The sequence below is a fragment of the Microbacterium sp. SY138 genome, from assembly GCF_039729145.1.
GTDB classification, from domain to species: domain Bacteria; phylum Actinomycetota; class Actinomycetes; order Actinomycetales; family Microbacteriaceae; genus Microbacterium; species Microbacterium maritypicum_A.
Genome location: NZ_CP155793.1, coordinates 1593161 through 1614919, shown reverse-complemented (window position 1 = coordinate 1614919; position 21759 = coordinate 1593161). Strand labels below are relative to the sequence as shown.

The following is a 21759-nucleotide window of genomic DNA, read 5'->3' as shown; positions in this document are numbered from 1 at the left end:
CAAGCGATAAGACTCCGTCACATACCCCGTGATGGTCGTCGCATCGCAGAGTTCGGTGGATGGCGATTGTGTATCCAACTGACTCAGCGTTGCGTCGGCAGATCCCGAGCGCGTCTGTAGAAGAGAAAGACTGACCCCTTTTGATCAAGTACCTCCTGCGCCGAGCACTCGGCTGGCTGCTGATGATCGTGGTCGCCACGAATCTCACGTTCTTCCTGGCGTGGGGCTTCCTCGATCCGCGCAGCAATTACGTGGGACGGCGTCCCCCGCTCTCGCCTGAGCAGATCGACAACGTCCTCACCCCGCGCAACCTCAGCGACACCGTTCCCCTGATCGAGCGGTGGTGGAACTGGTTCAGCAGCATCCTGTTCCGCTGGGACTGGGGTGTGAGCCCGACCGGTCAGTCCGTCAACGAGCAGGTCTCCTACCGCATGTGGATCAGCGCGGAGCTCGTCCTCGGCGCCACGATCATCGCCGCAGTGCTCGGCATCTGGCTGGGCGTCTACACCGCTTCTCGTCAGTACAAGCTCGCCGACCGCATCGGTCAGGCGACCTCGATCATCACGATGAACGTGAACATCATCGTCGCGGGCCTCGCCGTCGTCCTTCTCGCGATCTCGCTCAACGAGTGGACCGGCGTCCGCATCTTCTACGTGACAGGCTCCTCGAGTCCCGGTGTCACCGGCTTCTTCCCCGTCCTGGTCGACACGCTGCAGCACCTGACGCTGCCCACGATCGCGCTCGTGATCGTCGGCTACGCCCAGTACCACTTCCTGCAGCGTTCGCTCCTGCTCGACAACATCAACGCCGACTACGTGCGCACGGCGCGCGCGAAGGGCTTGACCAAGTCTCAGGCGATCCGCAAGCACGCCCTGCGGACGTCGCTCATCCCTGTCGCGACGCAGGTCGCCTTCACGATCCCGACGATCTTCACCGGCGCGATCCTGACCGAGCGCATCTTCGCCTGGCAGGGCATGGGGCGGTACTTCCTCGACACCATCAACAACAACGACATCAACGGCGTCGTCGCCGTCGCCGCGTTCGGCGCCGTGCTGACGGCGATCGGCGCGGTGCTCGCCGACATCGTCGTCGTCGTTCTCGACCCGCGAGTGAGGGTGAGCTGAAAATGACCACCGATATGATCGATCCCCTGGTCGAGCCGCCGGCCGTGCCGCCGACCGCCGACCGCGCCTCGGGAAAGTCGCTGTCCAAGTGGACGCTCTACACCCGCCGGTTCATGCGCAACAAGCCGGCAGTGGGCGGCGTCGTCGTTCTCTTCGTGCTGATCCTCTTCTCGACGCTCGGACCGCTCCTGTCGCCGTACGCCGTCGACAGCATGGACTTCCTCGCCCTGAGCCAGCCGCCGTCCGCTGCGCACTGGTTCGGCACCAACGGGGCTGGCAACGACACCTACACGCAGACCGCCATCGGCCTGCAACGCTCCCTCATGATCGCGATCACCGTCTCGGTGGGCACGACGATCCTCTCGGCGCTCGTCGGGACCGCGGCCGCGTACTTCGGCGGCTGGTTCGAGCGCATCGCTCTCCTGGTGATCCACTTCATGATGGTGGTGCCGACCTTCCTCCTGCTGTCGATCATCTCGAACGACTCCGGCGGCGTGTGGTGGGTCATCGCGTTCGTGATGATTTTCGTCAGCTGGTTCTTCCCCGCGAGGATCATCTGGACCATGACCCTGTCGCTGCGTGAGCGCGAGTACGTCCAGGCCGCTCGGTACATGGGTGTCCGGGGACTGCGCATCGTGACGCGTCACCTCATTCCGAACATCGGCTCGCTGCTGGTGATCAACTTCACCCTCGGCATCGTCGCGGCGGTCACGACCGAGACCGGGTTGTCGTTCATCGGCTTCGGCGTGAAGATCCCCGATGTGTCGCTCGGCTCGTTGATCGGCGAGGGCAGCTCGTCCATCGTCAGCTCGCCGTGGCTGTTCTATTTCCCCGCACTGATCCTCACGCTGCTGACCGTGTCGATGGCGCTCATCGCCGATGGACTGCGCGATGCCCTCGATCCCACTTCGGCTGCAGGAGGCCGCGCATGAGCCCCGTACTCTCCGTCCGCGACCTCCGGGTCAGCTTCGCGTCCGAGGCCGGCCGCGTCGACGCCGTCCGCGGCGTCTCCTTCGACCTCGAGGCGGGAAAGACCCTCGGCATCGTCGGCGAGTCCGGGTCGGGCAAGTCCGTCACCTCGCTCGCCGTCATGGGCCTCCTCGACGAGAACGCCAAGGTCACCGGCTCCATCGTGTTCGACGGCCAGGAACTTCTCGGCAAGACCGACACGCAGCTCTCTGCCATCCGCGGCAACGGGATCTCGATGGTCTTCCAGGACCCGCTCACGTCTCTGACGCCGGTGTACACGATCGGCGCTCAGCTGATCGAGGCGCTGACGGTGCATCGCAATCTCAGCATCAAGGAGGCGACCGCACGCTCGATCGACCTTCTCAAGCTGGTGGGCATCACCGAGCCCGAGAAGCGGATGAAGTCGTTCCCGCACGAGTTCTCGGGCGGCATGCGCCAGCGCGTCGTGATCGCGATCGCGATGGCGAACGATCCGAAGCTGATCATCGCGGACGAGCCCACCACGGCTCTCGACGTCACGATCCAGGCGCAGATCCTCGACCTCATCGAGAAGGCGCAGGCCGAGACGGGTGCCGCCGTCATGATGATCACCCACGACATGGGTGTCGTCGCCCGAACGGCCGACGACGTGATGGTCATGTATGCCGGCAAGGCCGTCGAGCAGGCGCCCGTGCGCGAGCTGTTCCACCAGACCCGGATGCCGTACTCGATCGGTCTCCTCGGCGCGATTCCCCGCGTGGACAAGGCCGAGAAGGAACCGCTCACCCCGATCAAGGGCAACCCGCCGCTGCTGATCAATCTTCCGGACGCGTGCCCGTTCGCGGACCGCTGCCCCATCGTCATGGACGCGTGCCGCACCCGCGAGCCGGAGCTTCTTCCCGTGCTGACCGGTGGCGGCGAAGAGCACCGTGCGGCCTGCATCCGTGCGAACGAGATCACCGACGGCGGCCTGCTCGGCGGTCTTCCCGTGTATCCGGTGCGCGAGGCACCGGAGAGCGCCCTGACGCGACTCCCCCGTGAAGAACGCCCCATCACCCTCGAGGTGAAGAACCTCACCAAGACCTTCCCTCTGCTCAAGGGCGCGTTCCTGAAGCGGAAGGTCGGCGAGGTGCACGCGATCAAGGGCATCAGCTTCGACGTGCGCGAGGGTGAGACCCTGGCCATCGTCGGCGAGTCCGGCAGTGGCAAGACCACGACGCTGCTCCAGATCATGGACATGGTCAAGCAGACCGATGGAGACATCGTCATCGCGGGCACCAGCGTCAACGACATCCACAGCCACAAGGTGGAGCGAGCGCTGCGCCGCGACATCCAGATCGTGTTCCAGGACCCGATGGGAGCGCTCGATCCGCGTATGACGGTCGCGGACATCATCTCGGAGCCGCTCTCGGCGATCGGTACCCCGAAGGCCGAGGCGCACCGCCGTGTGAAGGAGCTGATGGACCTCGTCGGACTCAACCCGGCGCACAGCGATCGCTTCCCGCAGGCTTTCTCCGGAGGCCAGCGTCAGCGCATCGGCATCGCCAGGGCACTGTCGACCAACCCCAAGATCCTGGTGCTCGACGAGCCGGTCTCCGCGCTCGACGTGTCGATCCAGGCCGGTGTGATCAACCTGCTCGACGATCTCAAGGTCAAGCTCGGGCTGTCGTACCTCTTCGTGGCGCACGACCTGTCGGTCGTCCGGCACATCGCCGACCGGGTCGCGGTGATGTACCTCGGAGACTTCGTCGAGCACGGCGATGTGGACGATGTCTTCGACAACCCACAGCACCCTTACACGAAGGCGCTGCTGTCCGCGATCCCGGTCCCGGACCCCGACATCGAGCGCACGCGTGAGCGGATCGTGTTCGATCCCGCCACGGTGACAGCGCGGCCTGCGGCCTCATGAACAGATCACGGATCACCGTCCGATAACGGTTAGCCGATATTCACTCGCCGCCCGGACATTCGCGGATCCGGCGAACTATTCTCCCCTTATGACACGCCGCAAGGCGAAAGGAGCACCATGAAGCAGTACAAGCTGATGGGAGCGCTGGCACTCACCGGCGCTTTCGCACTCGCGCTCAGCGGGTGCGCTGCCGGTAACACCGGCAGTGGCGACAAGGGCGACGCCGGCGAGACGACCGACGTCGAGATGGCGAACTACAACCCGCAGCCTCGTGAGAACCTCAAGGAGGGCGGCACGGTCAACTTCGCGATCCGCGAGGTTCCGACGCAGCTGAACTCGTTCAACAGCGACGGCAGCGCCGACACCGCACGCATCGCCGCGTGGTACATGCCGCAGATCATCCTCATGAAGCCGGATGGCACGCAGTACAAGAACGACAACTACCTCTCCGAGTGGAAGAACGAGGTGAAGGACGGCAAGACGGTCCTGACCTTCACGTTCACCGATGAGGCGCACTGGAACGATGGCACCGACATGGACTGGACTGCCATCGACGCCACCTGGAAGGCCAACCGCTCGTACGACGAGGGCTTCAACCCGAACGCGACCGACGGCTACAAGGAGATCGAATCCGTCGAACAGGGCGACACGGCGAAGACCGCCATCGTCACGTTCAAGGGCGAGTTCGCCTGGCCGCAGATGCCGTTCAACGGCGGCGTCATCCACCCGGCTCTCGCTGACCCGACGACCTTCAACGAGGCCATGATCAGCAACCCGCACCCCGAGTGGGGCGCTGGCCCGTACACGGTCAACGAGTTCGACGCCAACAAGGGCTACATCTCGTTCAAGCCGAACCCCGAGTGGTGGGGCGACGCGCCGCTCCTCGACGAGGTCACCATGACCGGCATGGACGCCCAGGCCGGCGTCAACGCCTTCAAGAACGGCGAGGTCGACATGGTCGAGACGGGTTCCCAGGAGCTCATCGACCAGGTCAAGGACGTCGACGGCGCGAAGGTCTATCGCGCACAGCAGACCGCCAACACCATCCTGCAGGTCGACTCGACCAAGCCGCAGTTCGAGGACGTCAAGGTCCGTGAAGCGTTCTTCAAGGCCATCAACATCGACCAGCAGAAGCAGATCGCCTGGAACGGCCTCGGCTACCAGGAAGACCCGGCGGGCTCGCTGACGCTCTTCTCGTTCCAGCCCGGCTACGAGGACTCGATGAAGGCCGCAGGCTGGAAGTTCGATGTCGAGGGTGCCAAGAAGCTCCTCGACGAGGCCGGCTGGAAGGAAGGCTCCGACGGTATCCGCGAGAAGGACGGCGTCAAGCTCTCCGTCGTGTACCCGATCTGGAGCGACTCCGCCACGCAGAAGGCTCTCGCGCAGTCGCTGCAGGCCCAGGAGAAGGAGGTCGGCATCGACGTCAAGGTCGAGGTCCGCCCCGCCAGCCAGTTCTCCGACGACTACACGTCGAAGAACTGGGATGTCTCCGGACTCCGCTTCACCTCCTCCGACCCGTTCGGTGCCGCCTGGTTCTGCCAGCTGTACTGCTCGGACTCGGGTCTCAACCTGTCGGGTGTCGGTGACGCCGAACTCGACGCCGAGATCAAGGACAAGGTCGAGTCGCAGTCGGACCCCGAGGCGCAGACCGCTGCCGCGATGAAGCTCGAGCCCGAGATCTACAAGCGCTGGGGCCTCATCCCGCTGTACAACGGCCCGCAGATCTACACCGTCAAGGAAGGCCTGGCGAACCTCACGCCCGAGCCCTACGTCGGTCTGGACCTGTTCGGCATCCAGCCGGTCGAGAACGTCGGCTGGGAGAAGTAACACTCTCTGACACACATGGTGTCGAAGCGGGGTCGGTGGTTCATCCACCGGCCCCGCTTTCCTTATGCTGAACCCGTGAGCGTCCAGATCGTCTTCGTGCACGGTATCCGCACGTCCGCCACCATGTGGCGGTCCCAGGCGGCCTACCTCGAGGAGCGCGGCTACGCCTTCACCGCCGTCGACCTCCCGGGGCACGGTACGCGGATGCAGGAGGACTTCACCCTCCACGAGGCGCTGCACACCATAGATGAGGCGGTGCGCGCCGCGGCCGAGAAGGGCCCCGTCCTGCTGGTGGGGCATTCGATGGGCGGATTGCTCTGCCTCGCGTATGTCGGGGGCGCGGAGCAACCTCCCGTCGCGGGGCTGATCGCGGCGTCCTGCACCTCGATCCCCCACGGTGCCGGGCTCGCGGCCTACCGTCTCTTCACTCGAGCCGTCGATGCCCTTCCCGACCGCGGGATGTGGCTGACCGGCCGGATCCTCGAAGCCACCGTGCCTGTGGAGACCCGGTCCGACTTCGCCGCCGGCGGCTACGCGCTCGACACCCAGGACGCCGCGCTGCGCAGTCTGGCCGCGCTCGACATCGCCGCGGCGATCCCTCGCATCACGATTCCGCTCTGGTTCGTGAACGGGCAGTACGACCAGCTGCGGCTCAACGAGTCACTGTTCCAACGGCTCGCCCCGCATGCCGAGCTCATCATCGTGCCACGCACGACGCACCTCGTCACCGCGATGCGGCCGCAGATCTTCAACGCCGTGCTGCAGCTCGCCATCGCGACCGTGGAGCGTGACGCCGCGCAGGGAGTGACGCCTGACCCCTCGAGTTCATGACGCCCTGGCCGGCTGCCGCGCGAACGCCGTGAGCAGCCCGCCGACGAGGGAGAGAACCGCCGCCGCGACGAACACGAGCCAGAAGCCGCCGACCAGCGCGACCAGTCCCGCCCCCAGCACAGGGCCGATGAGCTGCCCGAGCGCGGCTGTGACGTTCACGATCCCGAGGTCCCTCGCATGGTCCTGCTCGTCCGGCAGCAGGTCGGCGGCGAATGCGAGGCCCACCGTCGAGAACGCGCCATAGCCGAGGCCCATCAGCGCGGCAGCGACCATCGTCATCTCGAACGTCGGTACCAGCGCGATCGCCACCCCCGAGGCCGCCTGCACGACCGTCGCCGCCACCGTGAGCGTCCGGCGATTCCCTGTCCGGTCGGAGACGATCCCCGTGATCACCGAGGCGATGACGACGAACACCGTGTAGACGACGATCAGCAGCAGCAGGTTGTCCTGGGCGATGGCGCTGGGCTGACCGAGGCCGTGCAGCAGGAAGAACAGGAACAGCGCGGTCCCGAGTGCGTTGCCGACGTTCGTCACCAGGCGCCCGGACAGCATCCAGGCGAAGTCGCGATCGCGCAGTGAGTCCAGGTGGCGGCGTCCGATCCGTTTCGGCCGCATCGCCTCCGTGGTCGGTGGATCGGGCAGCAGCAGCGCCGCCGTCGTACCGACCACCGCGATGATCCCGGCGAGCAGGAGATAGCCTTCCCGGAGCTCGAGACCGAGCAGGACAACGAGGCCGACCCCGACCACGATGCCGACAGCCTGGCTGGACCCGACCGCGGCGGAGGCGGCCCCGCGCTGTGTCGTCGGCAGCTGGTCGGCGATCAGCGCGGTGAAGGCGGCGGACGACACCGCCACGCCGATCGACACCCCGACCCAACCGGCGCCCACGGCCCATGGCCCTTGCGCGTAGCCGGTGAGGACGAGGCAGACCGCGGTGAACAGCACACCGCCCAGCGCCCACGGACGCCGACGGTGGCGGCCCGCAGCCGCGCGGTCCGAGAGCGCGCCGGCCGCCGGTCCCGCGATGATCCCGGCGAGCCCGCCGATTCCGAGAACCAGTCCCGAGGAGACGACGCCCCGGATCCAGTCGTCCTGCGGGGTGTCGAGCTGCAGCGGCAGGAGCAGCTGCACCGGCGTGAGCTGCACGGTCCAGATCGCCAGCCACGCGAGCGTGAACAGCGACATCCAGCGCGCACCCGCGCGGACCGGGCGCGTTCCGGTCGCTTCGGTCATCTCGCCGCCTCCGTCGTGGCAGCGGTTGCATCCGTCCGCGCGCTCTCGATGATCCCGCGGTACCAGTCGTACGACGCCTTGGGGGTCCGTTCCCCCGTCTCGAAGTCGACGTGGACGAGTCCGAAGCGCTGAGTGTAGCCGTCAGCCCACTCCCAGTTGTCGAGCAGCGACCACACCGTGTACTCCTCCACCGGCACCCCCGCATCGATCGCCTCCCCTACCGCGGCGATGTGTCCCGCCAGATAGGCGATCCGATCGGCGTCATCCACGCGGAGGGCGCGCTCGGGTTCCGGGAACGACGCACCGTTCTCGCCGATGATCACGGGCGGCATCTGCGGATGCCGGGTGTGCAGGTCGATCAGGAGATCGCGCAGCGCGCTCGGCATGATCGGCCATTCCGGACCGAACCCGGTGACCGGGACTCCCGGAGTGGGCACGATGTCGAACGGGATCGGGCTCTCCTGCTCGGCGGCGGTCACCGTGGTCGGGTTGTAGAAGTTGATGCCGTAGAAGTCGATCGAGCGTCCGATGGCCTCGAGGTCGCCGTCGTGCACGGGCATCGGGGGCAGGCCGAGTGATTCCAGGTCGGGGTATGTTCCGGCGAGGAGGGGTTCGCTGAAGATCCGGTTGTGGATCAGATCGTAGACCGCTGCGGCCTGGTGGTCTTCAGCGGTGTCGCCCAGCGGCAGGACCCGAGTGTGGTTGTTGACCAGTCCGACCGATGCGGCACCACGCTCCCGCAGAGCGGCTGCCGCGCGAGCATGGGCGAGCAGTTGATGGTGAGCGGTCGGCAGCGCGCCGAAGAGGAGCTGCTTCCCGGGCGCCAGCGCGCCGACCGCGTATCCCTGAAGCGTCATCATGGCGGGCTCGTTCAGGGTGTACCAGTGCTGCACCCGGTCGCCGAGACGATCAGCCACGATGGCCGCATAGTCGGCGAGGCGCTCCGCGGTATCGCGCTCGAGCCAGCCGCCGCCTGCTTCGATGAGACTTGGCATCTCCCAGTGGAACAGGGTGGGGAACGGGACGACCCCGGCATCGAGGAGGAGATCGACCAGGCGCGAGTAGTGATCGAGGGCCGACGCGTCACCGCGGCCGAGGCCGTCGGGCTGCACGCGAGCCCACGGGATCGAGAACCTGTAGCGGTCGAGACCCAGGCCCGCCGCAAGGGCGACATCATCCTCGGGGCGCCGGTAGCTGTCGCACGCGGGATCCGCCGTCGATCCGTCGACGATCGCTCCCGGTCTCTCGAGGAAGTCATCCCAGATGGAACGACCGGATATTCCGGTGGGGCGCGACCCCTCGATCTGGAACGCTGAGGTCGCGGCGGACCAGCGGAGCCCGGCAGGCGCAGACAGGCGAGGGAACGCGGGGGTCATGGGGCTCCTTGACATCAGTGTCGAGATAGTGATGATTCTGCACCCGGTACCATCGAATGCGCGACTGCGTCTCGCATTCTCCTCGTCGTTTCGCGTCAACAGCCCCTCTGCTGGTAGACTCGACTCTTGGCTTGCGTGTGGGTTCTTCCCTCACGACCGCTGTGCAGCAGCCCTCTTCTGCTGCCGGCATTCCGAACACTCCTGTACAGAAAGCGTCCACACGTGGCAAACATCAAGTCGCAGATCAAGCGCAACAAGACCAACGAGAAGGCGCGCGAGCGCAACAAGGCCGTGAAGAGCGAGCTCAAGACGGTCATCCGCACCACTCGCACGGCCGTCTCCGCCGGTGACAAGGCCGCCGCAGAGGCCGCCCTGAAGAAGGCTGCCGTCAAGCTCGACAAGGCCGTCAGCAAGGGTGTCCTGCACAAGAACCAGGCGTCGAACCGCAAGTCGGCTCTCGCCAAGCAGGTCGCTTCCCTCTGAGCCGAAGCTTCTGAGAAAGGCCCGTCCCGTTCCTCGGGGCGGGCCTTCTTCATTGCCTCGGAGCGTCCCGGCAGTCGAATCCGACTGGCCACTCTCGCTCGATCACTCGCCGAACGGCTGGCGAGTGGCGATGACGGTGACCATGCGCTCCAGCGCGAAGATCGGGTCGCGTGCCGCACCCTTGACCTCGCCATCGGCCCTGGCAGTGGCCTGGATCGCCATTCCGAGTGACCGCTCGTTCCAGCCGGCGAGATCGCGGCGTGCGCGGTCAACCTGCCAATCCTTCATTCCCAGACGCTGAGCGAGCTGGCGGCTCGGCTCGCGGTTGCCGGCGACTCGTGCCATGGTGCGGAGCTTCATGGCGAAGGCCGCGACCATCGGAACCGGGTCGGCGCCCGACGAGAGAGCATGACGGAGGGCGATGAGGGCCTCGCCGTAGCGTCCGGCGATGGCCGTGTCGGCGACGACGAACGCCGACACCTCGACCCGACCTCCGTAGTACTTGGTGACGATGTCTTCGGAGATGTCGCCCTCGACGTCTCCGATGAGCTGCTGGCAGGCCGCGGCGAGCTCGGTGAGGTCGTCGGCGAAGGCCGAGACCAGGGCTCGAAGAGCCGGAGGCGCGATGCGCTTCTTCGCCGCGCGGAACTCGCCGGCGGCGAAGTCGACTCGGTCGCTGTCGCGCTTGATGGCAGGGCAGGCGATCTCGATACCGCCGCCGTTCCCGGCACGGACAGCGTCGAGCAGCTTCTTGCCTCGCACGCTGGCGCCCGTGTGGCGAAGGACGACGGTCGCGCCCTCCTGCGGGTTGTCGAGATACGACACCGCCTCCTGGATGAAGGCATCGGAGCACTTCTCCACGCCGGAGACGCGGACGAGACGTGGTTCCCCGAACAAGGACGGCGATGTGAGGGAGAGCAGCGTTCCGGGTGCGTAATCATCGGCCCGTACGTCACTCACTTCGAGCGCGGGGTCCTCGGCACGGAGGTAGTCGCGAACGCCGACGATCGCGCGCTCGGCGCAGACCTCTTCCGGGCCCGACACGAGCACGATCGGAGCGGGGTGCGGCTCACGCCAGGAGACCTGCGGGATCTTGGTGGGCTTCGCGCCGCCGCGGGAAGGGGTTCGCGAAGCTGCCATGGATCCAGCCTACCGGCGGTCGCCGACATGGTTCCGCTCCTTCGAGGCTGATCCGAGCGGCTCATCCGGCAGGCTTCTCCGTCCAGACCTGCAGTTCGCCGTCGCGAAGACCGAGCAGAATGCGCCCCCGTTCGTCGGTGCGCAGCACATGTGCACCGGTCGCCGCCAGGAGATCGAGGGTCTCGGAACGTGGGTGCCCGTAGTCGTTGTCCGCTCCGACGCTGAACAGCGCCACCCGGGGCCGCATCGCCTCGTAGAGGCCGGGATCCTGGTCGGCGCTGCCGTGGTGCGCGACCTTGACCACGGCGTACGGCATCATCCTCGCCGTGCGCTGCAGCATGCGCTGGGGCACGGCCGAGAGGTCGCCGAGGTAGATCGAGCGGGGCACCTCTCCCCCGTCGAACTCCATCACCACGCTCGCATCGTTGCCATCGGGAAAGGCAGCGGATCGGCGCAGCGGCCAGAGCACACGCCACGCCGCCTCGCCGAGCATCCCCTGCTGACCTTCCGACGCCGCGTGGACGCGTGCGCCTCCATCGACGAGGTCATCGAGGAGACGTCGATCGGCGTCCTCGGCGATCGGACCGTGCATGACCACGTCGACACGACCGCGCACCGCCTCAGCCCCGCCGACGTGATCGAGGTCGAAGTGGGTGAGGACGAGAAGGTCGATGCGCTCGACGCCGAGCGACCGCAGACATGAGGCCAGTGGCTGGGGCTCCGGCCCCGTGTCAATCAAAGCGACCTGGGTCGCCGAGCGCACGAGCACCGCGTCGCCCTGCCCGACATCGCACGCCGCGACGGCCCAGGCGTCGGGGGTCGTCGCCGCAGCGAGGGGGCCGTCGAGAAGCGCACGAGAACCGGCGATCGACAGCACCACGACGACGATCATCGCCGCACCGCGACGTCCCCAGGCAGCCGCCCGCTCCACACGTGAGCCCGGCTGATACGCGGGGGCACGCATCAGCACGATGGCGATCGCCGCACTCACCACCGCCACCACCAGGGCACTGCCGAGGCCGGGTGGTACCAGGACCTGCGCGCCCGGCAGTTGGGCCGTGGTGGTCGCGGTCATCGCGATCCACGCCGCGGGAAGCCACGCCGAGGCCGTCAGCAGGTCAGCGAGCACCGGCAATGGAGCGGCGAGGCAGGCGAGGAGCCCGATCACCGTCGCGACCGGGGCTGCGGGCCCCGCGATCAGGTTCGCGGCGATACCGACCAACGACTGCTGTTCTGCGAACAGGGCGATGATCGGGCCGCACGCGAGCTGCGCGGAGAGCGGGACCGCGACAGCGAGCGCGACGGGGCGCGGCATCCCCCGAGCCAAGCCGCGCGCCAGAGGCGGGGCGAGCAGGATCAACGCACCCGAGGCGACGACCGACAGCGCGAACCCCGGCGTCGCCGCGAGCCAGGGGTCCGCAACCAGAATCGTGGTGGCGCACAGCGACAGCACCCCGGCCCCGGCGCTCGGCTTCCCCGACAGCACGGAGAGCATCCCCACCGCCGCCATCACCCCCGCCCGGATCACACTCGGCTCGGGAGTCACCAGAACCACGAACCCGGTCAGGCCCACGAGCGACAGGAGAACACGCAACCGGCGGCCGCCTCCGCACAGCGCCGTCAGCCAGAAGATCGCGCCGACCACGATCGCGCAGTTCGCTCCGCTGACCGCAGTGAGGTGACTGAGCCCGCTGGTGCGCATGTCGTCGTTCAGCTCGGCGGTGACGGCGCGCGTGTCGCCGACCGCGAGTCCGGGAAGCAGTCCGTTGCCCGGTTCCGGCAGGCGTAGAGACCGTTCGACGAACACGCTCTTGATCGTCGCCGCCGCACCGAAGACACCAGGCGCGGGCGAGATGACCTCGGCGTCGCTCGCGAAGACGACCAACGCTGAGCGCTCCACGGCATCCGTCGCCGATGACTCGCCCACGACCCGAACCGTCGCGCCGAGGTCGAAGCCCTCGGCCGGGACGACCCCCAGGCGCACCGGGGCGGCGGACGCCACCGCACGGCCCGGCGGCCCGAGCGTCGATGTCACCGCCTCGAACCACAGCCGCCCATCGCGTCCGATCGATGCGGAGGACGTCACCTCGGCCGTGATATCGACCACGCGAGCGTCCCACCCCTTCGCCGCTTCCCGCTCGGGGACGGCGAACCCGACCGATACCGCCGCAGCCGCGATCGCGGCCAGCACGACGACGACGAGGCCCCCGCGTGCTCCGGACTTCCCCTGGCGGTTTCGACGGTGCACGACCGATGCCAGTACGCCTACCGCCCCGAGCCCGCACGCGGCGGCGCACCCCCACGCGACCGCAGGGAACAGCACACACAGCAGCGCGACGCACCACACCGCCAGCGCGAGCGGCACGAGCCGGAGGTCTCGTCCCCTCACACCCTGACCCCGTCGCGCAGGCCCGCGACCAGCTTCTCCCCGATGCCGGGAACCGCCAGGAGGTCATCCACCGAGGAGAACCGGCCGTTCTCCTCCCGCCAGGAGATGATCCGCTCCGCGAGTGCCGGACCGATACGCGGGAGCGTCTCCAACGCCGCCTGATCCGCGGTGTTGAGGTCGATCCGGTCATCGTCCGGTGGCGGTGCGACTTCGCCGGGCCCACCCGCCATGGCTCCGGCTATCGGCACGACGACCTGCTCTCCGTCTTCGAGCATTCGAGCGAGGTTGACCGCGGCCAGGTCGGCCTCGACGGTCGTTCCCCCTGCAGCCGCCAGCGCATCGACGAGCCGTGCGTCACGATCGAGCACATAGAGTCCGGGCTTCTCGACAGCGCCGAGAACGTGCACGTAAAGGTCATCGGTCGCTTCGGGGCCTGCGCCTGCTCCCGTACTCATGTCCTCGAGCGGCACCGATTCGACAGGCGCGGCCTGCCCCCGCATGATCCCGAGGCCCACGGCAGCCGACAGCACGACGAGAGCCAGCACCACTGCCGCTCCGATGCTCAGACGCAGTCGACGCCGAGGTGGGAGGGGTACCTGCGGAGATTCCATCCGGCCACGCTAGGCGCGGTCGTTCCTCCGGCCGGGCGGCATTCGCCCCTGCCGGGGACAACCCCGTGCGAGGAGACTTCCGTGGAGGACAGGCGATCAGCCCGTACGTCGATCAGCCCTTGACGACGAAGCTCACGATCTTCGGAGCACGCACGACGACCTTCACGATCTCGCGGTCGCCGATCGACCGGATCACGCGCTCGTCGGCGCGGGCCAGAGCCTCGAGCTCCGACTCGCCGATACGCGCCGAGACCTCGAGCTGGGCGCGCACCTTGCCGCCCACCTGCACGACGGCGGTGATCGTGTCCTCGATCAGCAGTGCCGGGTCGGCGGAACGCCACGTCACCAGGCCGACGGAAGGCTCGTGTCCGAGGACCTCCCACATCTCCTCCGCCGTGTGCGGAGCGATGAGGTCGAGCATCACGGCGATCGTCTCCGCGGCTTCGCGGACGGCGGGGTCAGCCGCGCCGGCGGCACCGTCGATCGTCTTGCGGGTGACGTTCACGAGCTCCATCAGGCGCGCGACCAGCACGTTGAACTTCGTCTGCTCGACCAGAGCGGGCGCTTCGGCGAGCAGCTTGTGCGTCGCGCGTCGCAGCGCGGAGTCACCGCCGTCGAACACCACGTCGACCGGGCTCGACACCTCACCGGCGATGCGCATCGCGCGCGCCAGGAACTTCTGGGCGCCGGTCGTCGAGACGTCGGCCCAATCCTTGTCGTCCTCCACGGGACCGGCGAACGCCAGCCCCACACGCAGGGCGTCGGCGCCGTGGGCGTCGAGCTCCTCCTGGAAGAGCACCAGGTTGCCCTTGCTCTTGGACATCTTCTGCCCGTCGAGCAGCACCATGCCCTGGTTGATGAGGTTCGAGAACGGCTCGGTGAAGTCGATCAGCCCCATGTCGAACAGGACCTTCGTGATGAAGCGCGCGTACAGCAGATGCAGGATCGCGTGCTCGACACCACCGATGTACGAGTCCACCGGTGCCCAGCGCGCCGCCTGCGCCGGATCGAAAGCCACCGTGTCGCTGTTCGGCGAGAGGAAACGCAGGAAATACCACGAGCTGTCGACGAACGTGTCCATCGTGTCGGGGTCGCGCAGCACGGGGTCGCCCGTCTGCGGGTCGGTCGTGCGCACCCAGCTCTCGGCACCGCCCAGCGGCGAGGTGCCCTTGGGCTTGAGGTCGAGTCCTTCGACGCTCGGCAGCTTCACGGGGAGCTTGTCCTCGGGAACCGGGATGATGCTGCCGTCTTCGGCGTGCAGCATCGGGATCGGCGTGCCCCAGAAGCGCTGACGCGAGATCAGCCAGTCACGCAGACGGTAGTTCTTGGCGGCACGACCCGTGCCGGTCGCTTCCAACTGCTCGATCGCACGCGCGATGGCGTTGCGCTTGGAGAGCCCATTGAGTGCACCGGAGTTGATCATGCGGCCTTCGCCGGTGAGTGCAACGCCCGTGGTGGCGGGGCTCTGCTCCTCGAGCGCGGCGCCCGTGTCGATCGGCACGCCCTCGTCGTCGACCTCGATCACCGGCATCGCGCCCGTGACGGGAGCCGTCGTGTCGACGACCACCTTGACGGGCAGGTCGAACGCACGAGCGAAGTCCAGGTCGCGCTGGTCGTGCGCAGGAACCGCCATGACTGCACCGTGACCGTAGTCGGCCAGCACATAGTCCGCCGCCCACACCGGCAGCTTCTCGCCGTTCACGGGGTTGATCGCATAGCGCTCGAGGAACACACCGGTCTTCGGGCGGTCCGTGGACTGCCGATCGATATCGGTCTCCTTCTGCACCTGCTCCAGGTACGTCTGGAAGCGCTGACGCACGTCATCGGAAGCACCGGCAGCGAGTTCGGACGCCAGGTCGGAATCGGGTGCGACCACGAAGAACGTCGCGCCGTGCAGCGTGTCAGGGCGCGTCGAGAACACCGTGACCGGCTCCTCACGCCCCTCGATCAGGAAGTCGACGTCGGCGCCCACGGAGCGTCCGATCCAGTTGCGCTGCATCTGCAGCACCTTGTGCGGCCAGAATCCCTCGAGCTGGTTCAGATCGTCGAGCAGACGGTCCGCGTAGTCGGTGATCCGGAAGTACCACTGCGTGAGCTTCTTCTTGATGACCTCCGCACCACAGCGATCGCAGCGTCCGTCGACGACCTGCTCGTTCGCCAGCACCGTCTGGTCGTTCGGGCACCAGTTCACCGGGCTCTTCTTGCGATACGCCAGGCCCCGCTCGTACAGCTTCAGGAACAGCCACTGATTCCAGTGGTAGTACTCGGGGTCGGACGTGTGCAGGACCCGGCTCCAGTCGAACGAGACGCCGTACTGTTCGAAGCCGACCTTCTGCTGCGCGATGTTCTGATACGTCCAGTCCCGAGGGTCGGCACCCTGCCGGATCGCCGCGTTCTCGGCGGGCAGCCCGAACGAGTCCCAGCCGATCGGGTTCAGGACGTTGTGTCCGCGGTGGCGCCAGAAACGGGCCACGATGTCGGAGTAGAGGTAGTTCTCGGCGTGCCCCATGTGCAGGTCGCCGGACGGGTACGGGAACATCGCGAGCACGTACCGGCGCGGGCGGGTGTCGTCGTCGCCGCCCGTGAGGAACGTGCCGTTCTCCGCCCAGTACTTCTGCCACTTGTTCTGGATGGCGTGCGCCGACGGGGTCTCGTCGTCGGCAGGAGCGGTGGACAGGTTCTCAGACAACGAACGCACGACCAATCTGGTGGAAAAAGCGGGATCAGTTCAGGATATCGGAACGCCAGGGCACGGGCATTCCGGCACCGAGGGCAGCAAGCGGCGCCCTCGCCTTGGTCGCGACCTCGGCGACCTCTGAGGTCGCGATCGACCCCCAGGTGATCCCTCCGCCGGCGCCGACCACAGCCTGCTCCCCGTCGATCACGATGCTGCGGATGACCATCGCCAGATCCAGGGTTCCGTCGTCACCGATGTACCCGAAGCATCCGGCGTACACGCCGCGAGGCCCGCCCTCCAGCTCGTGCAGCCGCGTCATCGCCGAGAGCTTCGGAGCCCCGGTCATGCTGCCGGCAGGGAAGGCCGCCTCGAGCAGGGCCTCGACCGTGGTCCCCTCGCCCGCCCGCCCACTCACGGTACTCACCAGCTGGTGCACCGCGGGATAGCTCTCGACCACCCAGAGACCCTCCACACGTATGCTCCCGGGCTCGCACACCCGCGAGAGGTCGTTGCGCATCAGGTCGACGATCATGACGTTCTCGGCGCGCTCCTTGCGGTCCGTCGCCAGTTCCGCGGCGAGCGCGGCGTCTTCGACGGGATCGATGCTTCGGGGCCTGGTGCCTTTGATGGGACGGGTACGGATGACTCCGCCCGCGGCATGGAGGAACTGCTCGGGACTGGCACTCAACAGGGCGCGATCGCCGATGCGCAGGAATCCGCCATGATGGGCGGGCGTGGCGTCGCGGAGCCGACGATAGACCTCGACCGGGTCGTGGGCGCCGGCCACGGTGAAGCGCGTGGTGAGGCACAGCTGGTAGGCGATGCCCGCACGGATGAGATCGCGGCAGCGTTCGATGAGTGCGGCGTACTCGCCGGGGTCGTGTCGGGCGACGGCGATACGCGGCGGGTGGTCGGGGTCGCTCATCGAGGAGGGCACGGCTTCCGGGACCCCCACCAGTGCCCGGACGTCTGCCGCCCAGTCCGCGACGTCGCTCTCCATCCCGAGCGCCCAGACGCGCTGCTTGTCGTGGTCGAAGGCGACGACACGGGTGGCACGCAGCCAGGAACCGCCCGAGCCGTCTTCCGGGCCCGCGACCGGTGCACCGACGGCGGCGGCGCCGCTCTCGTAGTCGAGCCACCCCACCCATCCCCCTGTGAACGGCGGCAGCTCAGGGTCGGCAGCGACGACGTCGACGCGCACCTCGCGCGGAAGCGTCGAGCGCTCCCCCGTCCCGACGAAGCTCCATCCGGTGATCGCGTCAGCCCCGGCGTCGAGCCAGAACACATCGGCGGTCCCGGCTTCCAGCATCCCGAACACCGATGACGGCTCCACCCAGTCGGGAAGCGGACGAGCACTCAGCTGTTCGGGCACCTTTCCAGCCTAGGACCGGGTGGCTCCCGTATCCTCATGGGGTGGACGACCTCCTGATCTGGCTCCTCGACACCGTGCAGTCGATCGATCCGGTCGCCCGCACGCTCATCGCCGGGCTCGCCGTGATGCTGGAGACGAGCATCCTGATCGGCCTCATCGTTCCCGGCGACACGATCGTGATCATCGCGTCCATGGGTGTCGCCACTCCTCTGGAGGGCATCGCGATGGGTGTCGCGGTCGTGATCGGGGCGCTGATCGGTGAGAGCATCGGGTTCTGGCTGGGGCGCTGGCTGGGCCCGCACATCCGCGTCTCCTGGTTGGGGCGGCGGATCGGCGAGCACAACTGGGTGCGCGCCGAGAACTATCTCGAGCGCCGCGGGGGGATCGCGATCTTCCTCTCCCGCTTCCTCCCCGTGCTGCATTCTCTGGTTCCCCTCACCGTCGGGATGAGCGAGTACCCGTACCGCAAGTTCCTGGCATGGACGGCTCCCGCCTGTGTCCTCTGGGCCACCGCCTATGTGAGTGTCACGTCGCTTGCCGCCGGCAGCTTCCGCGAGCTGGTCGATCGCGTGCACTTCGCCGGGTACATCTTCGTCGGCGTGATCGCCCTGTTCCTGCTTCTGGCTTTCCTGGGCAAGAAGCTGCTGCAGCGCATCGAAGCCCGTCACCTGGAGTCCCCGGAGGCAGAGGCCGACGCCGACGTGAAAGACTGAGGCAATGGCATCGGCTCCCCCAGCCCCCCGGATCCACTGGTTCGCCCGACTCGAACACCGCTTCCATGTCTGGCGCGAAGGTCGTGCGCGCCGTCGTGGCCGTGTCGCGACGATCCTTCCCTTCCCCGGTTACGGTGGTCCGGGCTGGGTCCGCGTCGTCGGCCGGGTGCTGATCGTCCCGCCGCAGCGTCGCACCCGAGACGGTGAACCGGCCAGCGTCCGCGGATGGCGCAGCTTCGTCGGCATCCCGGTGGGATTCGCCGCTGTGAGCGTGCACTTCGGCGAGACCACCCACCAGGTGGCCGCCGACCGCGGCGGCGTGGTCGATGCCATGATCCGTGTCGATCTGGAACCCGGCTGGCAGACGTTCACGTTCTCGGTCGAGGGCCAGGCGCCGGTGGAGGCTCGCGCATTCATCGTGGCCGAGGGCACCTCGTTCGGCGTGGTGTCGGATGTCGACGACACCGTGATGGTTACGGCGCTGCCTCGTCCCTTCATCGCCTTCTGGAACTCCTTCGTGCTCGACGAGCACGCACGCCTTCCCGTCCCGGGGATGGCCGTCCTCCTCGATCAGCTGCTCCGCCAGCACCCGGGTGCACCCATGGTGTACCTCTCCACCGGTGCGTGGAATGTCGCCCCCACCCTGTGGCGCTTCCTCGGTCGCCATCTCTTCCCCGCCGGCTCCATGCTCCTGACCGACTGGGGTCCCACTCACGAACGGTGGTTCCGCAGCGGGCGTGAACACAAGCTCACGAACCTGCGTCGCCTCGCGACCGAGTTCCCCGACGTGAAATGGCTGTTGATCGGAGACGACGGCCAGCACGACGAGTCGATCTACAGCCAGTTCATGGACGAGTACCCCGATTCCGTCGCCGGCGTCGCGATCCGTCGTCTGCTTCCCGCCGAGGCCGTGCTCGCCGGTGGACGCGCCGGTCACGAACCGCACTCCGAAGATGCCGCCCCGTGGGTGAGCGCCGAGGACGGCGCCGGTCTTCGCGATCTGCTCGGCGAAGCCGGCATCCTGCACTGACATGACCATCGCCCGCCCGGACTGGACCCTCCGCGAGGAGGCGCATCGTGAACGAGCCGATGCCCTCACCGCGGCGCACCGCGAACGGGCGACGCGGGCGGAGAAGCATCCGGTGTGGGACTTCCTCTTCACCTACTACTCGTACAAGCCCGCGCACCTGCGTCGATGGCATCCGGGGGCCGGTGTCGAACTCGCCGATGCGCCGGAACGCTGCGACTGGCGGTGGTACTCCCCCGGACGATCGCCCGGCAGCGTCGTGCCGGATGCGGCGACTTTCGGCGCAGAGAAGACGGAGTTGGCCGCGCTCATCGAGCGCATGCTCCGCCGCACCGCATCCCGCCCCGGACAGTTCGGCTGCTTCGGCCTGCACGAATGGGCGATGGTGTACCGCGCGGACGAGCATCGCCACGCGGTGCCGTTGCGACTCGGGCAGGCGGGCACGGATGCCGTCGTCGAGAATCATGAGCTGCGTTGCACCCATTTCGACGCATTCCGCTTCTTCACCCCCGAAGCGGTCCCCCGCAACCGCACGCCGTTGAGCCGCGACGACCAGCCCCTGTTCGAGCAGCCCGGTTGCCTGCACGCGGGGATGGACCTGTACAAGTGGGCGACGAAACTCGGGCCCCTCATCCCCGGCGAACTCCTCCTGGATTCGTTCGAGCTCGCCCGCGACATCCGCCTGCTCGACATGCAGGCCGCGCCGTACGACCTCTCGGCATGGGACGTGGTCCCGGTTCGCATCGAGACGACCGAGGGCAAGGCCGAGTACGTCCGTCGGCAGCGAGGGTTCGCCGACCGGGGCGCCGATCTGCGCGCGGCGCTGCTGAACGCCTGGATCGGCGACGGAGCTCGCGATGCGGCCTGAGCGTCAGCCCACCGGTTCGCAGTCATCGCAGATCGACCAGCGGGCGGTCGCCGCGGCGGTCTGCATCCGGAGCGCGACCACGCGTGCCGCCGCCTCCTCGAGCCGCTCGGGCGGAAGCGTCCCCGCTTCGGCCGCCGCTGCGATGCCGGCGACCATCGATCCGGCTGTCTGCGCGTCGGACCCCGCGATCATCAACACGAGGTCGTTCCCCGCAGCGATCGCCGCCACCGCGTTCGTGACCGGGTCGGCATAGGCCGGATCTCCTGAAGACAGCAGCATGCCGAGGTCGTCGGTCACCGCCACCCCGGTGAAGCCGAGCTCGTCTCTCGCGATCTCATGCCACCGCGGCGAGAGGGATGCCGGCAGCGGATCGACCGCCGCGTAGGCGAGATGCCCGTACATCAGCAGCGAGGCCCCGGCGTCGATACCGGCGGCGAACGGCACGGCCGCGGTGGCGCGCCATTCCTCGATTCCCATCGTGGTGCTCGGGATCGCGTGATGAGAGTCACCCGGAGCCGCGCCGTGGCCTGGGAAGTGTTTGAGGGTCGAGGCGACGAGCTGCTCCTGCGCGACGGTTGCCGCCGCCACGCGCTCCGCCGCCGCGGCAGGGTCTGTGCCGAGCGCGCGACCGTGGATGAACGAGCCGGGATCGTCCGTGTAGTCGGCGACCGTTCCGAAGTTCACGGTGATGCCCGCTCGCGCCACCAGAGAGCCCCGCGCGGTGAACGCCGCGGACGTCTCGGCGACCGGAAGCCCCTTCAGGGAGAGGGAGGCAGGGAAGCCGTCACCGTGCAGTCGGGAGACGAAGCCGCCCTCCTGGTCCACGGCGATGAGCGGTGGCAGGCCGGGATCGACCGTCAGCGCGGCCGTGAGCGCCTGCAACTCCGCTTCGGTCGCGGGGATATTGGCCCCCATGAGGATGAATCCTCCCAGTCCGGACTCCATGTACGACCGAAGGGCGGACGGGTCCGTTCCTGCCACGTGCCCCATGACCACCGTCGCTGCCTGTTCCGCCACGGACATCTCCTGCACCCGCGCCTTCGCACGCGCGGTGAGCAGCTCAGATCCGCTGGTCGACACCGTGGACTCGGGGATGCCCGACGTCGAGGGTGCGCCCACCGCCGACGCCGTGGCGGCCGACGAGACGAAGAGCCCCATCACCGCGGCGAGCGCGAGTGCGCTCGCCGTCCGTCCCCGGCGCCGATTCTCCATGTCGCGCGAAGTGGCGTGT

17 protein-coding genes are annotated in these 21759 nt (G+C 67.8%); 9 read left to right on the top strand and 8 right to left on the bottom strand.

Annotated elements, in window-relative coordinates; genetic code table 11:
• Window positions 1–140: 140 nt before the first annotated feature.
• From ABDC25_RS07640 to ABDC25_RS07620, 5 genes are all read left to right on the top strand, one after another.
• A complete protein-coding gene (locus tag ABDC25_RS07640) occupies window positions 141–1124 on the top strand; it encodes an ABC transporter permease (RefSeq protein ID WP_021198561.1) in 984 nt (327 codons plus the stop codon).
• 2 nt (window positions 1125–1126) lie between these two features.
• Complete coding sequence (locus ABDC25_RS07635; protein WP_031206745.1) at window positions 1127–2056, top strand: ABC transporter permease; 930 nt, start codon at window positions 1127–1129, stop codon at window positions 2054–2056.
• The gene (locus tag ABDC25_RS07630) at window positions 2053–3981 is read left to right on the top strand and encodes an ABC transporter ATP-binding protein (protein WP_347125687.1); all 1929 of its coding nucleotides are present in this window, start codon (window positions 2053–2055) and stop codon (window positions 3979–3981) included. The genes ABDC25_RS07635 and ABDC25_RS07630 overlap by 4 nt, the downstream gene beginning before the upstream one ends.
• 117 nt (window positions 3982–4098) lie before the next feature.
• Window positions 4099–5808 (top strand): ABC transporter family substrate-binding protein, encoded by a 1710-nt coding sequence (locus tag ABDC25_RS07625; RefSeq protein WP_021198558.1) that lies wholly within the window; start codon window positions 4099–4101, stop codon window positions 5806–5808.
• A 75-nt stretch (window positions 5809–5883) separates the two neighbouring features.
• Window positions 5884–6639, top strand: a complete 756-nt coding sequence (locus tag ABDC25_RS07620) for an alpha/beta hydrolase (protein ID WP_021198557.1) — start codon at window positions 5884–5886, stop codon at window positions 6637–6639.
• Here ABDC25_RS07620 and ABDC25_RS07615 read toward each other — a convergent pair.
• Together ABDC25_RS07615 and ABDC25_RS07610 are read right to left on the bottom strand one after the other, a co-directional pair.
• Window positions 6634–7872, bottom strand: coding sequence for an MFS transporter (locus tag ABDC25_RS07615; protein WP_021198556.1), 1239 nt, complete (start codon window positions 7870–7872; stop codon window positions 6634–6636). The genes ABDC25_RS07620 and ABDC25_RS07615 overlap by 6 nt on opposite strands.
• Window positions 7869–9248, bottom strand: a complete 1380-nt coding sequence (locus tag ABDC25_RS07610) for a family 1 glycosylhydrolase (RefSeq protein ID WP_347125684.1) — start codon at window positions 9246–9248, stop codon at window positions 7869–7871. Before ABDC25_RS07610 ends, ABDC25_RS07615 begins: the two co-directional genes overlap by 4 nt.
• Before the next feature lie 222 nt (window positions 9249–9470).
• Between ABDC25_RS07610 and rpsT the strand changes: the two genes are divergently transcribed.
• On the top strand, window positions 9471–9731 hold the full coding sequence (gene rpsT, locus ABDC25_RS07605) for a 30S ribosomal protein S20 (RefSeq protein ID WP_017830351.1): 261 nt from the start codon (window positions 9471–9473) through the stop codon (window positions 9729–9731).
• A gap of 102 nt (window positions 9732–9833) precedes the next feature.
• Here the strand turns inward: rpsT and holA are convergent, their stop codons facing one another.
• The 5 genes from holA to ABDC25_RS07580 all read right to left on the bottom strand — a co-directional run bounded on the left by holA (window position 9834) and on the right by ABDC25_RS07580 (window position 17920).
• Window positions 9834–10871 (bottom strand): DNA polymerase III subunit delta, encoded by a 1038-nt coding sequence (gene holA, locus ABDC25_RS07600; protein WP_347125682.1) that lies wholly within the window; start codon window positions 10869–10871, stop codon window positions 9834–9836.
• Between the two features lie 61 nt (window positions 10872–10932).
• A complete protein-coding gene (locus tag ABDC25_RS07595) occupies window positions 10933–13260 on the bottom strand; it encodes a ComEC/Rec2 family competence protein (RefSeq protein ID WP_347125680.1) in 2328 nt (775 codons plus the stop codon).
• Window positions 13257–13871 carry a ComEA family DNA-binding protein gene (locus tag ABDC25_RS07590; RefSeq protein ID WP_347125678.1) on the bottom strand — a complete coding sequence of 205 codons (615 nt, stop codon included), beginning with the start codon at window positions 13869–13871 and terminating at the stop codon, window positions 13257–13259. The genes ABDC25_RS07595 and ABDC25_RS07590 overlap by 4 nt, the downstream gene beginning before the upstream one ends.
• Before the next feature lie 112 nt (window positions 13872–13983).
• Window positions 13984–16569 carry a leucine--tRNA ligase gene (gene leuS, locus ABDC25_RS07585; protein WP_347125676.1) on the bottom strand — a complete coding sequence of 862 codons (2586 nt, stop codon included), beginning with the start codon at window positions 16567–16569 and terminating at the stop codon, window positions 13984–13986.
• Between the two features lie 25 nt (window positions 16570–16594).
• Window positions 16595–17920 (bottom strand): chorismate-binding protein, encoded by a 1326-nt coding sequence (locus ABDC25_RS07580; RefSeq protein WP_347125674.1) that lies wholly within the window; start codon window positions 17918–17920, stop codon window positions 16595–16597.
• Window positions 17921–17961: 41 nt separating this feature from the next.
• Between ABDC25_RS07580 and ABDC25_RS07575 the strand changes: the two genes are divergently transcribed.
• The 3 genes from ABDC25_RS07575 to ABDC25_RS07565 are packed head-to-tail and all read left to right on the top strand — an operon-like array spanning window position 17962 to window position 20528.
• A complete protein-coding gene (locus ABDC25_RS07575; RefSeq protein WP_029260200.1) occupies window positions 17962–18633 on the top strand; it encodes a DedA family protein in 672 nt (223 codons plus the stop codon).
• A gap of 4 nt (window positions 18634–18637) precedes the next feature.
• On the top strand, window positions 18638–19663 hold the full coding sequence (locus ABDC25_RS07570; RefSeq protein ID WP_029260199.1) for a phosphatase domain-containing protein: 1026 nt from the start codon (window positions 18638–18640) through the stop codon (window positions 19661–19663).
• 1 nt (window position 19664) lies between these two features.
• On the top strand, window positions 19665–20528 hold the full coding sequence (locus ABDC25_RS07565; RefSeq protein WP_347125671.1) for a 3-methyladenine DNA glycosylase: 864 nt from the start codon (window positions 19665–19667) through the stop codon (window positions 20526–20528).
• Between the two features lie 3 nt (window positions 20529–20531).
• Here the strand turns inward: ABDC25_RS07565 and ABDC25_RS07560 are convergent, their stop codons facing one another.
• Window positions 20532–21740, bottom strand: coding sequence for a glycoside hydrolase family 3 N-terminal domain-containing protein (locus ABDC25_RS07560; protein WP_347125669.1), 1209 nt, complete (start codon window positions 21738–21740; stop codon window positions 20532–20534).
• Between the last annotated feature and the right edge of the window lie 19 nt (window positions 21741–21759).